The organism is Achromobacter spanius (assembly GCF_002966795.1).
Classification (GTDB): domain Bacteria; phylum Pseudomonadota; class Gammaproteobacteria; order Burkholderiales; family Burkholderiaceae_B; genus Achromobacter; species Achromobacter spanius_D.
The window spans coordinates 921,406-936,688 of sequence record NZ_CP023270.1 but is presented as its reverse complement, the minus strand read 5'-3'; the positions used below and the strand labels follow the sequence as shown (position 1 = coordinate 936,688).

Below are 15,283 nucleotides of genomic sequence, written 5' to 3'. Positions count from 1 at the left end.
CGTCATGCCGCCAGCGCGCCGCTGCCGGCCGCGTCTTCGAGCGCCGCGGCGCAGCCTTCCATGTCGCCCTGCGGCGGCTGCGCGGGCCCGGCGCCGCTTTGCGGCCCCACCCAGTTGTGCACACCCGCCTTCAGTTCCACCTTGCCGGGCGCATGCAGCTGAATGCCGCCGCCCTCGATCCGCATGTACGCGCCCGCGGCCGTCGCCAGCACCTTCTTGGACGCATTGACGTCCACCGCGCCCTGCGCCGACACCAGCGTCACCGCCTTTTCGGCAGCCAGCCGCATGCGGGCCTTCTGGCTCTGCAGCCGCAGCTTTCCGCCCGCCGCGTGCAGGCGGATGCCCTGTTCTTCCACCGCGCGGCCACTGCCCCCCAATCCCTTGGTGAAGAGCACGACGCCCTGCGCCACGCACATCGCCAGGTTCGCGCCCGCCGCCCAGTTCACGTCCGGGGCGATCTGGCACAGCGTGGCGCCGGCCACCGTGTATGCGTTGTGGGGCGTGTATTGCCCGATCCCGCTGGGCGCGCTGACCTGGATGTGCGGCTGGGTATAGGCCGGCACGCGGTGCTCCGCGTCGGACTTGGTGCCTTCGATGATTTCGCGCACCGCACTCAGCTCGTCCAGCGCCCGCGGCTTGTCCTTGTCGCCGGGCAGCTGGGCCTCCTGGCGGCCTGCCGTCGCGGACAGCTCGGCGGCCTGCTCGATGGATTTTTCCATCTGCGTGATGGCCTCTTCGCTGTCCAGCAGGCCGCCCGTCGCGTCTTCGCGCTGGTGGGCGCTGATGAGCAGGCCTTCACCCGCCCGCAACGCCAGCGCTTCGGCCGTCGCCAACTCGGCGCCGTGGCCCAGGTCCGACAGCCGTTCGTTGTCGCGCTGCTGCTTCAGATGCCCCAGGTTCAGGCGCGACTCGGCCTGCGTGGTCGATGCCGTCAGCCGCGACTGGCCCGGCGTGTCGTCCTGCACGAGCTGGTTGTAGCCGCCCATGCCCTGCCCGCTGGACGCCAGCGCCTGGGTCTTGAAACCCGACATCACCACGTTGTGCGCGTGCCCCGCTTCGCTGCCCGCGAACCAGGCGGGCGCATTGCCGGTCGCGTTGGCCGCGCCGCCCTGCACCTGGTTGTTCGCGGCGTTTTCCGTGCCCGCGCCGTTGTACAGCGCGCCCACGACGACAGGCCGGTCGATATCGCCGTGCAGGAACTGCACCAGCACCTCCTGCCCGAGCCGGGGAACGAAATGCCCGCCCCAGTCCGATCCGGCGACGGGCTCGGCCACACGCACCCAGGCGCCCAGCGCCTCGCTGGCGGGCGCGTTGTCGTCGCCGGCCGGATGGTCCTGGCGGCTGCTCGACGCGCTGCCGCGCTGCCAGTGGAACTGGATCCTGATGCGGTGATCGCGGTCGGTGTGCAACGAATCGCCGGCGCCCACCACCAGCGCGGTCTGCGCGCCGTGCACGGTGGGACGCGGATGCAGGCGCGCGCCGTGGCCGTCGCGCGTGCTGGGCCGGTACTCCAGCGTGGCGGCAATGGCCTCGAAGCGATTGCGATAGAAGTCTGCATCCTCGCCATCCGCCTTTTCCACAGCCCCGCCGCCCGCCGCGCCCAGCGCCTGCGCCACGGCCTGCCCCAGGCTTTCGTCGAAGTTGTTGCGCGCCTCGTGGCGGATGCCGATCACCACGAAGTCCGCCCCCGCACCCTGCGAGGGCCCCCAGTGGCCCGTCAACGTGAAACGCTGCCCCGGCGCCAGCGTACGCACGGTGCCTTCGCCCTCAAACAGCGACTGGCGAACGCGTTGCGCGGCCAGCGCGTTGTGCGCCAGCCGCTCGCCCTGCGCGCTGTCTTCGTACAGATACTGCCCGGGGTAATCCGAGTCGGCCAGTTCCAGCGCATTGGCGAACTTGTCTTCGACCTGGGCGCTGACCTTGCGCGCCTGCATGGCGCGATAGTCCCAGGTGGCCAGGCGCACCGCATTGGTCCGCCACGCGCGGTGCTGGCGCCAGGCCTGGATGGAGTCCTGCGCCTCGGTCGCATCGGCGCGCTGGAAGGGAATGCTGTCCTGCGGGCCGGCCTCGAACGCGCCATTGTGGTCCGCGATCACGATCGTGTGGGTGCCGGGTTCCCCGTCGCCGCCTTCATGCTCGACCCAATAGAACAGCCCTTCTTCCGCCAGCAGACGCTCCACGAAGGCGAAGTCGGTCTCGCGATACTGGATCGTCAGGCTGCGCGTGGCGTAGGCGTCGCGATCCTTCACTTCCCAGCGCCATTGGGGCGCAAGCGCGCCCTGGCCCTGGTAGTCGCCAAACACGCTGTCGACGATATCGATCACCGACAGATCCTGGAACGCAAAGCTGTCGCGCCGCTGGCGCAGCAGCGCCAGCCACGGCTCGATGCGCAGGCGGTAACGCGCAAAGCCGCCGTTGGCGCCCTCGAAGCGCGCCTCGGTCACCAGCCCGCACCAGACGCGGTGTTCTTCCCGGCCCAGGGCGGTCTGCAGCTTGACCTGCGCGGCCTGGCCGATCAGCGACTTCAGCGGGATGTGCGCATCGCCGGACAGCGCGTCCACCTCGAGCACGAAGCCGCCGCCGCTCAACTGCTCCCGGCCCTGCAGCCGCTCGGCCAGCAAGGTGTCCGGCCCCAGCGGCGTGGCCAGGTCCAACAGGCGATCGGCCTGCGTAAAGCCTGCGCCCAGCGCGCCGGCGGCAGCGGATTCAAGGGCCATGTCTGCGTCTCCCCCGTCAGCTCATCCGGAACCGGAACTCGCCGTTCTTGCCCGCGGTCACGCGGATTTTGGCGATGGCCTCACCCTGCGACATGCGGCCAAGCATCTGCTCGGCGATCTCCGGCAGCAGCGCGCCGTTCAGGATGTGGTCCACATTGCGCGCGCCCGTGTCGACCTCGGTGCAGCGGGCCAGCACGGCCTCCACCAATCCGTCGTCCCAGTCGAACACCGCGCGGTGCGTCGCCTGGACGCGGCGCGCGATGCGGCCGAGCTTCAGGCCGATGATGTGGGCCAGCGCATCGTCGTCCACGGGGTAGTAAGGAATCGTCTTCATGCGGCCCAGGAACGCCGGCTTGAACGCCTTGTACAGCTGCGGCGCCAGCAAATCCGACAATTGCTCGGGCGAGGGGCGCTCGCCGGCCGGCTTGTTCAGGCAGGCCTGCATGATGGTGCTGGACCCCACGTTGGACGTCAGGATGATGAGCGTGTTGCGAAAGTCGATTTCGCGCCCTTCCGCATCGTCCATCACCCCCTTGTCGAACACCTGGAAGAACAGCTCCAGCACATCGGGATGGGCCTTCTCGATTTCGTCCAGCAGCACCACGCTGTAGGGCTGGCGCCGCACCGCCTCGGTCAGCACGCCGCCCTCGCCATAGCCGACATACCCGGGCGGCGAGCCCTTCAACCCGGAGATGCTGTGGGCCTCCTGGTATTCGCTCATGTTGATCGTGACCAGCTTGCGCTCGCCGCCGTAAAGTATGTCGGCCAACGCCAGCGCCGTCTCGGTCTTGCCCACGCCCGACGGGCCCACGAACAGGAACACGCCCTTGGGCTTGTCCGGATCTTCCAGGCCGGCACGGGCCGTACGCACGCGCTGCGCGATGGCATGCAGCGCATGGTCCTGCCCGATGACGCGCTCGGCCAGCATGGGCTGCAGCTGCAGCACGGTGCGGATCTCGTCGTTCACCATGCGCCCGAGCGGAATGCCTGTCCAGGCCGAAATGATCTCGGCCACGATCTGGGCGTCCACGCAGGCGGGCACCAGCGGCTGCTCGCCCTGCAAGGCGCGCAGCTCGTCCATCAGCCCGGCCAGCCGCTGCTGCTCGGGCGTGAGCGGCGCAGGCGCCGGCTTGCGGCGGCTGGAAGCTGGCGCAGCGGCTGGCGCTCCGGCCTCCGGATTCGGCGCCGCCTGATCCTGGGCTTCCAGTTCGGCGCGCAAGGCCTGGATCCTGTCCACCAGCGCCATTTCGGCCGCGTGCCGTCCTTCCGCGTCGGCCAGCGCCGCTTCCACGCTTGCGATCTCCGCGTCCAGCTCCGCCAGTCGCGCCTGCGGCGCCCCCGTGGCGGCCTCGCGCCGCAGGGCTTCCCGTTCGGTGCGCAGCCGCGTCAGGCGATGGCGCGCATCGTCGATCAGCGCCGGCGTGGCGCTGCGGCCCAGCGCGACACGCGCGCAGGCAGTGTCGAGCACGCTGACGGCCTTGTCCGGCAACTGACGGCCCGTGATGTAGCGATGCGACAGCCGCGCGGCCGCAACAATGGCTTCGTCCAGGACGCGCACGCCAAAATGACGCTCCATCAGCGGCGCCATCCCGCGCAGCATGGCCGCCGCCAGCGCTTCGTCCGGTTCCTCGACCTTCACGACCTGGAAGCGGCGCGCCAGCGCGGCGTCCTTCTCGAAGTACTTCTTGTATTCGCTCCACGTCGTGGCGGCGATGGTGCGCAACTCGCCGCGCGCCAGAGCGGGCTTGAGCAGGTTGGCGGCATCGTTCTGGCCTGCCTGCCCGCCCGCGCCGATCATCGTGTGCGCCTCGTCGATGAACAGGATGATGGGCGACGGACTTTTCTTGACCTCGTCGATCACGTTCTTCAGGCGGTTTTCGAACTCGCCCTTGACGCTGGCGCCGGCTTGCAGCAGCCCCATGTCCAGGACCCGCAGCGTCACGCCGGCCAGGGCGGGCGGCACGTCCTCGGCGACGATGCGCAGCGCCAGCCCCTCGACCACAGCAGTCTTGCCCACGCCCGCCTCGCCGGTCAGGATGGGGTTGTTCTGCCGCCGCCGCGTCAGGATGTCGATCATCTGGCGGATCTCGGCGTCCCGCCCGATGACCGGATCGATCTTGCCCTCCCGCGCGCGCTCGGTGAGGTTGGTGGTGTACTGGTCCAGCGCGGGCGTCTGCGACAGCGCCGGCGCGGGCTTGCCGGCCTCGTCCTGCCCAGCCGCGCCATCGGCAAAGCCCACAGCCTGCCCCGCCTCCTCCGAGCCCTGCGTCAGCGCGGCGAAATCATGCTTCAGTTCGTCCAGCCGGAACGACTCGAACAGCGGCGAGCCCCGGCGCGCCAGCTGCGCCAGATCGGGCTCGGTCAGCAGCGCCAGCAGCAGATGCCCCGAGCGGATGCGTGTCGTCTGCGTGTCCAGTGACGCGATCAGCCATGCGTGTTCGAACAGCTTGGGCAGGTGCGCTGAAAACACGGGCGTGCGCGTGTTGCCGTTCTTGAACCGGGAAATCTCCGCTTTCAGATCGGCCTCCAGCGCATCGGCCTGGATGTGGCAACGCCGCGCAATGATGCTCACGTCGCTGGCCGGCTTTTCCAGCAGCGCCAGGAACAGATGCTCAAGATCCACTTCGTAGTGGCCTTGCGCCATGCACAGGCTGGCCGCGCGCTCGGCGGCCTGGCGGCAGGTCTGATTCAACTTTCCGATCAACGTCTTCAGCGGAGTGGCCATGAGTCTTTAGCTTGTCTTCGGTTCAATGGATGGTGTGCAGTTCATAACTGGCGTCGTCGCGGTCCTCTGCGGCCTGCCCGGTGCACAGGAACGAATTCCAGCCCAGGCGCACGTCGCCGCCTTCGCCAAGCTGGCAGGGCGTGACGCTCTCGCGCTTGAGCACCAGCCGCACCTCGTACTCGAACGTCATGCCGCCGAACATCGTCAACAGCTTTTCCAGCGCCTGCGCGCGCTCGCCGCCCGGCAGGAAGTCGGAAAACGCCTGGCCCGACAGCGGACCGATCCACAAGCGGATGCGCAGGTCGCGCTGCCAGATGCGATCGCCCGCCAGCGCCGAGACGCCCAGCACGGCGCCCGGCTGTCCCAACTGGGTGCGGTGCTGCGGCGGCACGTCGTACCAGCGGCCCACGAACTGTTCCACCTTCAGCGGCACGCCAAAGTAGTCCTGCAGCACGCGCTGCAGCATCGGCGCTGACACCGGCCGTTGGCGCGCAGCCGCGGCGTAGTGCGCCACGGACTCGTCAAACACTTTGCCCGCGCCGCTGTGCAGCCGGTCGCGCAGCGCCGGATGGCCGATGCCGCCCAGGGCCAGCAACAGCGGCAGGTAATGATGGTCCTGCTCGGTTTCATGCCGGAGCGGCATGCGGTACTTTTTCCAGGCGGCGTAGAACAGCGCCGCCGCGCGGTTCGAGAAGATGTCAAAGAACGCGCGCGCGCCGCTGTCGCGCCGCTGGCTTTCGCGGTTGGCCAGCATCTCCGAGTAATGCAGCGGCAATGCGCCCTGCCCGCCCAGCAGGCCGAAGAACGCCGGTGTCACGTCCACGCGGCCCAACCGTCCTTCGGCAACGGCGGCCTGGCGCGCCGCTTCGTCGGCCAGCACCTCGCCATTCTTGTCATACGCCACGGCGTCGACGATTTCGCTGGGCGGAAACGCCAGTCCCGGCGCGTTGGGAAAGCGCAGATGCACGGGCACCGTGTGGCGCGTCGCGCCGCGCTCCTGCCGCGCGAAGCATTGCTCGAGCAGGCGCACTGCCTGGAAAAACTTGAAGCGCTGCGGCTCTGCCAGCAGCGCGTCCATCACGCTAGGATGGCGTCGCCGTTGCATGGGGGGCATCGTAGTAATTCCTCTGCGCCGCGGCGCGACAACACGACCAATTGCACAAAGCTGTTGGCATGCACGTACAGGCCAAAGAACCGGTTGATGACGGCCACGAAGGTATGCAGGCTGGTGCCCACAAAGTGTTCCTCGTTGACGGTCAGGCGGATCTCGATCCCGCGCACGAACGTGGCGAAGGGCTCGCCCGGCATCCAGTGCGTGGCCGGTTTGTAGTCCAGGCCGACCAGCCCCTCGATCTGGCGCGCGGCCACCGCCGACCCCGACAGGTCGTACAGGCGCAGCGTTTCCTTCAGGGCGGGCAGACCGCTCTGCACGAGGGACAGATGATTCAGCGCCAGATGCGATATCAGACGCCAGTGCGCCGCCCGTCCCTGCTGGAACCGGTGCGAAAGCGTCGGCCGGCGCAACATCCGGATGCTGCGCGCCACCGTGCCGCCTTCCAGGAACAGGTCGCCGCCCGCCTGCCCCACCGCAATGCTCGCCGGCAGGTCACGGTTGGTGCAGGTCAGGTCCAGGCTCAAGGTTTCGGTCTGCGGCACCGAGGGATCGAAATCGATGTCGACGATGGAAATCTCGGTCTCGTACCCCGGGCTGCGCTGCGCCATCGACGCATCGCGCCGCATCGTCCAGTAGTGACCAGCGGACTCCGGCGACTCGCCGTGATGCAGCGAGTAGAACGGCCTGAAGTCCACGACCGAATCGTTCAGGGCGTTCTGGCGCACCTGGCGCACGCGATCGATGGAATAGACCTCGTAGCCAAAGGCGCGCCGCGCGTCGGCCACCACCGGATACGACGCCGCCGCATGCGTCACGCGGATAGGGTCGGCGCGCTGCGCAAACAGGTTCACCACCGGCGTGCAGCCCAGCCGCAGGTTGTCGGCCGAGGTCGATTCGAGCAGCCGCGCCGTGTTGGAATCGGCGCGCACCCCGCTCACCGGCACGTGCAGCGTGAACTGCCGCGCGGTGCCGATGTAGGGACGCAGCGCCGCCAGGTCGATGTCGACGAAGTTGAATTTCTCGGGGAAAGTGAAGTATTCGGTCAGCAGGCGGTACGCCGGATGCGAGCTCGCCGGGAAATCGATCAGCGCATCGTCTTCCGCCAATCCGACTTGCGCCAACGGGATCGCCGCCAGCCGTTCCCAGCGCCCCGGCTGCAGCTCGACATACGCCGCCGCCGCGCGCAGGAACAGGGCGTCGCGCAGCGCCGCCACGAACGACGGTTCGCCATGCAGATAGACGCGCAGCCGCTCGATGCCTGGCGTGCCGCAATGCTGGTTCTCGCCCAGGCAGCCCAGCGTAATGGAGAAGCGGCCGGTGACGCCGGCCGGCAGCTTGGCGGTGGCCGGCGCATTGGCGCTGGAGTCGAACGCGGCGCGCCGGACCTCGATGGGCGCCAGTGCAACGTCGTAGGCCGTGCGGAAGCGGCACGCCACGCCGCGCACAGGGTGCGACTTCAATTCGGTGCCGCGCTCGATGCGCACGGGCGCGCTCAGCTGCGCGCCCGCGCCGCCCAGGTCGAACTGGGCCACGCTGCACGAGGGAAACGGCCGCAGGTAATGCGGATACATCACCTCGAACAGCGCTTCGGTGAATTCAGGGTAATCGTCGTCCAGCTTCTTGTTGATGCGCGCGCTCAGCAACGCGAACGACTCGATCATGCGCTCGACGTGCGGATCCTCGCAGGTCTCGCCCGATAGCCCCAGCCGCGCGGCAATCTTGGGATAGCGCTCGGCGAAATCGCGCGACGAGGTGCGCAAGAAGCCAAGTTCGCGCTCGTAGTAGGGCAGCAATTCTTCCATTGATGTCTTCCTGTCCGGCGCGCCAGGGCACCTGCACCGCGGGTTGATGCGCTAGACCGTAGCCGGGCTTTTGGCCCAACCCTTGGTCACGGAGTACTGCAAGGTCGAGGGCTGCAGCGTGGCATCGAAGGTCACGGGCTCGTGGGCGGGTCCCACATCCAGCATGGCCGTGATCGCGAAATACAGCACCGACGTCGCCCGGCTGTCGACCTGCAGCATGACCCGCACGTGCGTCAGCCTGGGCTCGTGCCGCGCAATCGCCTGCTCGAGCGAACGGCAGATGAATTCGCGGTCGTAATGGCTTGCCAGGCTGAGCCCCGAAAAGTCCGACAGCCCGTACGTGAGCACGGACCGCCGGCAGTTCGGGTAGCGCCGCAGATCTTCCTCGGTGAACACCATGCGGGTGTTCAACAGCGCCTCGATGTCGCGCGCCACCGTCTCTTTCATTTCCTCGATCGACAAACGCCGCAAGGCATAGGGCGACTGGCCCTCTGCTTCGAACAGCTTGTCGAAGAGACTCGGTTCGAATCCTTTCATCGGGGCCTCAAAGAAAAGACGGCGACCCGCCTGGGCCGCAGTCTTCGTGCCTGCGCGGCGGCGATCAGACCGAGTAGGTCTTGTCGTTCTTGGTCAGGCTCCAGGCGCCCTGGGCGTTGCCGCCCTGATTGCCGCCCACCTTCTGCTGCGTGTACTTCCACTGCACGGCGGCGTACTTCAGCGAGAACGTTTCGTGCGGCAGGCCTTCAGCCACGACTTCCGGCGCCACGCGGGCAATGATCACGTACTTCAGCTTGATCTCAAGGTACTTGACGCGGTTGCCTTCGCCATCGGCGCGCAGGAAATCGATGGTCACTTCGTCGAAGGTCGTGCCGCCCGACGCATGCTGATACAGCAGCGGGCTGACAACGTCCAGATCCTTGGTGAAGACCATTTCTCCGTGTTCGGTACGCTCGGCGGTGTGGCCGCCCGAGGTCGATGCGGTGGCAGAGCGCGGCTGGATGATCTCGTGGCGCCACGAACTGACTTCGATCCAATCCGGGTGATCCTTGTCCTGCGACTCGCCCTTGAGCGCCGGATTGCCGAACTTGACGTAGATGTCCTTCATTGTTGATAGCCTCTTCAGATGATGGATGAGTTGTCAGTGCAATGACGCTCAGGATTTCTGGGCCTGCGCCGGCAATTCGGCGACCAGGCGCAGCGAGATCGAGAGTTCGTCAAGCTGGAAATGCGGCCGCAGGAACGCCACGGCACGGAAGACGCCAGGGCGGCCTGGCACCTCGGCCACTTGCACCGATGCTTCGCGCAGTGGGAACTGCGCCTTTTGTTCCTGCGTCGCGTTGTCGTCCAGCAGCACGTACTGCGATACCCAGCGATTCAGGAAACTCTCTACGGACTGCGCCGATGCGAAGCTGCCGATCTTGTCGCGCATCATCGCCTTCAGGTAATGCGCCACGCGCGATACCGAGAAGATGTATTGCAGCTGCGCCGACAACACCGCGTTGGCGTTGGCGCTATCCGTGTTGTACTTCTTGGCCTTCTGCACCGACTGGGCGCCAAAGAAGGCCGCGTAATCCGAGTTCTTGCAATGCACCAGCGGAATCAGGCCCTGGTCGCTCAATTCCTTTTCACGCCGGTCGGTGATGGCGATTTCGGTCGGGCACTTGAGCGCGATTTCGCCGTCGTCCGTCTTGAACGTATGCGTGGGCAGGTTCTCGACCAGGCCGCCGCCTTCGACACCGCGGATCGCCGCGCACCAGCCGAAGTCCGCAAATGCCGCCGTCAGGCGCGCACCGAAGGCCCACGCGGCGTTGCACCAGAGGTACTTGGAATGGTCGGTGCCGTCCACGTCCTCGACGAAGTTGAAGCCTTCGACCGTGGTGCCTTCCACGGGGTCGTACGGCAGACGGCCCAGAAAGCGCGGCATGGTCAGACCGACATAGCGCGAATCTTCCGAATCGCGGAAGCTGCGCCATTTGGTGTATTCCACGGTATCGAACACCTTGGCCAGATCGCGCGGGCGTCCCAGATCGGCAAAGCTGTCCAGACCCAGCAGCTCCGGCGAGGCCGAGGCGATGAACGGCGCGTGCGACGCGGCTGCCACGTGCGACATCTGCTCGATGAAGTACATGTCCTCGGGCTGGCGCGTGATCTCGAAGTTGCCCAGCAGCGCCCCGAACGGCGCGCCGCCGAACGTGCCGAATTCTTCTTCGTACACCTTCTTGAACATCAGGCTCTGATCGAAATCGATCGCGGTCTGGAAGTCGCGAACCAGGTCGCGCTTGGTGGTGTTCAACACCTTGATCTTCAGCATCGGGCTGGTGTCGGTCTCCTGGCACAGGTAGTGCAGGCCGCGCCAGGTGCTCTCCAGCTTCTGGAACTCGGGCGCGTGCATCACTTCGCTGAGCTGGGCCGAGATCAGGCGGTCGAGCTCGGCGACGCGCGCGTCCAGCATCGCCGAGAGGTTGTCAGACACGACAACGGTGCCCTTCATCACCTCACGCACCAGCTCGCCGATGATGTCCTTGGCACGGTCGTGCTCGGCGGTGGATTTGGCGACGCGGCTTTGCTCGACGATCTGGTCCAGCAGGCCACCCTGCGCGTCGGTGGCGGTGGCGGCAGTGTTTTGTGCGGCGGCGGAATTACTCATTGCGGCCTCCCTTGTCGGTCTCGCTGGTGAGCTGTTGCAGCTTTTCGGTGCTGGTCAGCACTTCGCCCAGCAGGTCTTCCAGCTTGTCGTTGCCGGCGAGCTTGTTGCGCAGATCGGCCAGCTTGGTGCGGATGTCCAGCAGCTCGCGCAGCGGATCCACCTGCTGCACGACAGCTTCCGGACGGAAGTCCTCGATGGAGCGGAATTTCATGTCGACGCCGAACGTGCCGCCCTCCTCGGTCAGGCGGTTCTTCACGCGGTACGCCGCGCGGGGTTCCAGCCCCCGCATCACGTCGTCGAAGTTATCGACGTCGATGTTGACGAACTTGCGGTCCTTCAGGCGCGGCAGCTCGGCCTCGGACTGCGCAGAAAAGTCGCCCACCACGCCGACCACGAAGGGAAGCTCCTTCTGTTCGATGGCGTCGCCCTTCTCCACGTCATACGTGAGCTGAACGCGCGGCGGACGGACTTTCTGCAATCGTTTCTGAACGCTTTCTTTCTTGGCCATGGACGGCTCCGTGCAAAGGATCTTGTCTGTCGGTCGGGGAGACGCCGCCTGGACGGCGCCCCAAGGCGAATCACTTGGTCAGCAGGTCGCCGAACGGATTCGGCGCGCGATTGGGCTGCTGGGCAGGCGGGCTGGCGGGTTGTTGCGAAGTCGGGGCGGCGGCGGGGGATGCGGCAGGCGATCCTGCGGCAGGCGACCCTGCGGCGGGCGACCCCGCGGCGGGTGCCGGATCCACCTTGCTCGGTTGGCGCGGCCGGGGTGGCGGTCGGCGTCCCTCGGGGAACAGGACGTCCTGGCCCAGCGTTTCACGCATCGCCTCGGCCAGCGCCACGGCGTCCGGGCGAGCATTGCCGGCCAGCAGCGCATCGGCGCGCACATCGGCCAGGGATTGCATGGCCACGCGCAGGCCACCGACGGCGCGCACCGTCTTGGCCACGAAGTCATCCGGATCACGGCTCAACGTTTCGTCGGCCGCCACGATCGCCTGCCCGTATTTCTGCTGGTCGAAGCGGATCTTCGCGATGTAGGACCAAGGTTCGCCCTTGGACGGATTGCGCTGCGCGATCTCTTCAAATTGCGCAACGGCCAGGTCGGCGTCCTTCTGCGCCAACGTCTTTTCCGCATCGGCCAAGGACTGCTTGTACTCGGCGTCGGACTGTGGCTTGACCGTCGCGCAGCCGGCCAGAACGGCAGCAAAACCTGCGATGACAACGAGGCGGGGGAAGCGCATTTTTTAAGCACCTAGCAAGGTTGTAACCAGGGGCCGTATTTCAACAACCTTTTGTTAGTGCAGCGCTACAGCACGTTTCTTCATGTTACTTGCGTCGAATTTGCACGTATCGTGCAGTGATCTGTATTGCTTCACACACTTCCGGTATAAAGAGCCATGTCCAAACATATCCGTTTATCACGTTTGTTCACGGGGTTGTCGTGTGCGCTTGCAAGCAGCGTCGTTGCTGGATGTGCGGCCGTGTCGGCCATTGGCGCGGTGGCCGGTTTGACGGGCAACGCGATGGAGATGGCGGGCCTGAAAAAGCCCGAAAACGCGCCTGTGGAAGTGAACTTGGCGATTCACGCCGGAGAAAATTTGAATGCCGGCGCCGGCCAGTCGATGGCGGTGGTTACAAAAATATACTACCTGAAGAATCCTGAGCCATTCCAGCGTGCGCCGCTCACGCAATTGATAGACACTGCCGGGGAAAAGGCAGCGCTGGGGGAATCAATGCTGGGTTCGCGCGAGCTCACGCTCACGCCGGGACAGCGTTACGAAACCGTTGAAAAAGTCCCCAAGCAAGCCGATTACATCGCGGTCGCCGGCCTGTTCTATGCGCCCGCGCCCATGCGATGGAAGTACGTATTCAAAGTCGAGGATGTGGAAGACGACGGCATCGTACTGGGCGCGCATGCCTGCGCGCTGACGGTGGCCAAGGGCCGCCCCACGTTGCCTGCGGGCGTGCCCGCCTACGATCCGTCACGCCTGTCCGGCGTGCAGTGTCCAGGCTGAAGCCTCGCGGCCGCCTGCCGTTCACATCCTTCAATTCTTAAGCAATAGAGAAACCAGGAAAGACGAAACAGGGAGCGCGTATTTTGAGTTACTCCGCCAAAGTCCTTTGGGGCGAAGGTCTGTTCCTCCGGCCGCAGCATTTCCAGCGGCAGGATGCGTATCACGAAGATCGGCTGGCCGAAATGGCCAGGGTGTTGCACCCCTATGCATGGGGTCTGCGTTCGGCGCGTTTCGATGCCTCGGCGCTTGCCAACGGCATGCTGCGCGCCACCGAAATGAGCGCCGTGTTTCCGGACGGTGAACTCTACAGCGCGCCGCACGGCGATGAACTTCCGCCGCCTGTGGCGTTGACCGCGCTGGATGGCGTGACCGAAGCCGTGTTCTATCTGGCGATTCATCCCTTGAAGGCAATCGGCGGCAACTACCGCGACGCCCAGGCTACGGGCAGCTTCGACTCCCGCTACACGCACAGCAACACCCCCGCCCCCGATCTCTACACGGGCGCGGCCTCCGCCGAGCTCGCGTTCCTGCGCAAGGACGTGCGCCTGATTTCCGAATTCGAACCGCGTGACGAATTGCTGGCGATTCCCGTGGCGCGCGTGCGGCGCACGGCCAGCGCCAGCTACGAGCTGGATACGACCTTCGTCGCGCCCAGCCTGTCGCTGACCGCCTCGGGCGCGCTGCACGAGCTGCTTCGCCGGCTGCTCGACGCCTTGCAGGCCAAGGTCAACGCGCTCTACGGGTTTCATCGCGAACCCAGCAAGAACATCATCGAGTTCCGCTCCGGCGACGTCGCTTCGTTCTGGCTGCTGCATACCGCGAACGAGGCCTATGCCACGCTGTCGCACCTGTTCCATCATCCGCAACTGCATCCCGAACGCCTGTTTCAGGAACTGGCGCGGCTGGCGGGCGCGTTGATGACCTTTTCCAAGGTGCACACGCTGGCGGATCTTCCCGTGTATCGCCACGATGCGCCCGGACCGGCGTTTGCCCGCATGGACGAGATCCTGCGCGACCTGCTCGAAACCGTGATCTCGACCCGGTACTTCTCGATCGTGCTTGAAGAGTTGCGTCCGTCGTTCCACATGGGCCGCCTCGACTCGGAAAAGCTGGACGAGACCACCTCGCTGTATCTGGCGGTCCAGGCCGCGATGCCCGCCGCCGAGCTGTCCGAGAGCGTGCCCATGCGCTTCAAGGTGGGCGCCCCCGAAGACGTGGACAAGCTGGTGCTGTCGGCCATGCCGGGCGTGCCGCTTTCCTATACGCCGCAGGTGCCGCCCGCCGTGCCCGTCAAGCCGGGCGCTGTCTATTTCGCCCTGCAGACACGCGGTTCGTTGTACGACCGCATGCTGCAGGCGCGAAGCATTGCCATCTATGCCCCCGCCGGGATTCCCGAACTCAAGCTGGATCTGATCGCAGTGACTCGCTGACAGGAACGACACCGACATGACTGCTGACACCCCCTCCCTGATGCCTGGCGCATCGCTGCCGCCGCACGCGGCGGCCTTTCACGCGAGCCGTCCGGCCAGGTCATTGCTGGATCTGATGTACGACGGGTTCCTGATGCTGTTCCTGCTCAAGAGCGGCCAGGAGCCCACCGACGCGGCCGCATTCTCCGCCCACGTGCAGCAGTTCCTGGCGGACTACGAACGCGCCGCCAAGAAAATGGACATCCCCGCCGAGGACGTGTACGCCACCAAGTACGCATTTTGTGCCGCCGTGGACGAGACCGTGCTCAATTCCGGCTTCGCGATCCGCGACGCCTGGATGCTTCAGCCGCTGCAACTCGCGCTCTTTGGCGAGCAGCTGGCGGGCGAGAACTTCTTCGCCCGGCTGGAGGATCTGCGCGCGCAGGGCGCGCCGCGCCTGCAATCGCTCGAGATCTATTACATGTGCCTGCTGCTCGGCTTTCAGGGCAAGTACCTGATCGAAGGCCAGGAAAAACTGGGATATCTGACGGCACGGCTGGGCGACGAGATCGCCCTGCTGCGCGGCAAGCGCACCGGCTTCGCGCCGCACTGGCCGCTACCCGACAAGGTGGCGCACACGCTCAAGCGTGACGTGCCGCTGTGGTCGATCATGGCGTTGTTTGCGTTGCTGGGCCTGCTGGCCTTCCTGGGCATGGGCCACTTCCTGAACACCGAAATGCAGACCGCGATGGCGCCCTATCACGACATCGTCAAGCTGGGTCCGCGCGCGGCGCATCTGACGATTTCGCTGCCTTAGCGGCAGCGCGCAAGACCCGCACGGCCCGCGCCGATCGCGC

12 protein-coding genes are annotated in these 15,283 nt (G+C 66.2%); 3 read left to right on the top strand and 9 right to left on the bottom strand.

Annotated elements, in window-relative coordinates:
• Positions 1 to 2: 2 nt before the first annotated feature.
• The 9 genes from CLM73_RS04160 to CLM73_RS04120 form a co-directional block, all read right to left on the bottom strand.
• Positions 3 to 2,717, bottom strand: a complete 2,715-nt coding sequence (locus CLM73_RS04160) for a type VI secretion system Vgr family protein (protein WP_105237427.1) — start codon at positions 2,715 to 2,717, stop codon at positions 3 to 5.
• A 16-nt stretch (positions 2,718 to 2,733) separates the two neighbouring features.
• Positions 2,734 to 5,442, bottom strand: a complete 2,709-nt coding sequence (tssH, locus tag CLM73_RS04155; RefSeq protein ID WP_105237426.1) for a type VI secretion system ATPase TssH — start codon at positions 5,440 to 5,442, stop codon at positions 2,734 to 2,736.
• A gap of 22 nt (positions 5,443 to 5,464) precedes the next feature.
• Positions 5,465 to 6,556 carry a type VI secretion system baseplate subunit TssG gene (gene tssG, locus CLM73_RS04150; protein WP_199778252.1) on the bottom strand — a complete coding sequence of 364 codons (1,092 nt, stop codon included), beginning with the start codon at positions 6,554 to 6,556 and terminating at the stop codon, positions 5,465 to 5,467.
• Entirely contained in the window at positions 6,520 to 8,358 is a 1,839-nt protein-coding gene (gene tssF, locus CLM73_RS04145; protein WP_105237424.1) for a type VI secretion system baseplate subunit TssF, read from the bottom strand. Before tssF ends, tssG begins: the two co-directional genes overlap by 37 nt.
• A gap of 51 nt (positions 8,359 to 8,409) precedes the next feature.
• The gene (tssE, locus tag CLM73_RS04140) at positions 8,410 to 8,895 is read right to left on the bottom strand and encodes a type VI secretion system baseplate subunit TssE (protein ID WP_105237423.1); all 486 of its coding nucleotides are present in this window, start codon (positions 8,893 to 8,895) and stop codon (positions 8,410 to 8,412) included.
• 64 nt (positions 8,896 to 8,959) lie between these two features.
• The gene (locus CLM73_RS04135; protein ID WP_105237422.1) at positions 8,960 to 9,463 is read right to left on the bottom strand and encodes an Hcp family type VI secretion system effector; all 504 of its coding nucleotides are present in this window, start codon (positions 9,461 to 9,463) and stop codon (positions 8,960 to 8,962) included.
• Positions 9,464 to 9,511: 48 nt separating this feature from the next.
• Positions 9,512 to 11,005, bottom strand: coding sequence for a type VI secretion system contractile sheath large subunit (gene tssC, locus CLM73_RS04130; RefSeq protein ID WP_105237421.1), 1,494 nt, complete (start codon positions 11,003 to 11,005; stop codon positions 9,512 to 9,514).
• Positions 10,998 to 11,513, bottom strand: a complete 516-nt coding sequence (gene tssB / locus CLM73_RS04125) for a type VI secretion system contractile sheath small subunit (RefSeq protein WP_105237420.1) — start codon at positions 11,511 to 11,513, stop codon at positions 10,998 to 11,000. The genes tssC and tssB overlap by 8 nt, the downstream gene beginning before the upstream one ends.
• 70 nt (positions 11,514 to 11,583) lie before the next feature.
• Positions 11,584 to 12,243: a hypothetical protein gene (locus CLM73_RS04120; RefSeq protein ID WP_234015806.1), complete on the bottom strand. Its 660-nt coding sequence runs from the start codon at positions 12,241 to 12,243 to the stop codon at positions 11,584 to 11,586.
• Positions 12,244 to 12,399: 156 nt separating this feature from the next.
• Between CLM73_RS04120 and tssJ the strand changes: the two genes are divergently transcribed.
• The 3 genes from tssJ (at position 12,400) to CLM73_RS04105 (ending at position 15,243) form a co-directional block, all read left to right on the top strand.
• Entirely contained in the window at positions 12,400 to 13,017 is a 618-nt protein-coding gene (tssJ, locus tag CLM73_RS04115) for a type VI secretion system lipoprotein TssJ (RefSeq protein WP_105237419.1), read from the top strand.
• Positions 13,018 to 13,100: 83 nt separating this feature from the next.
• Positions 13,101 to 14,447 carry a type VI secretion system baseplate subunit TssK gene (gene tssK, locus CLM73_RS04110; RefSeq protein WP_105237418.1) on the top strand — a complete coding sequence of 449 codons (1,347 nt, stop codon included), beginning with the start codon at positions 13,101 to 13,103 and terminating at the stop codon, positions 14,445 to 14,447.
• 16 nt (positions 14,448 to 14,463) lie between these two features.
• Positions 14,464 to 15,243 carry a DotU family type IV/VI secretion system protein gene (locus tag CLM73_RS04105; RefSeq protein ID WP_105237417.1) on the top strand — a complete coding sequence of 260 codons (780 nt, stop codon included), beginning with the start codon at positions 14,464 to 14,466 and terminating at the stop codon, positions 15,241 to 15,243.
• Positions 15,244 to 15,283: the final 40 nt, after the last annotated feature.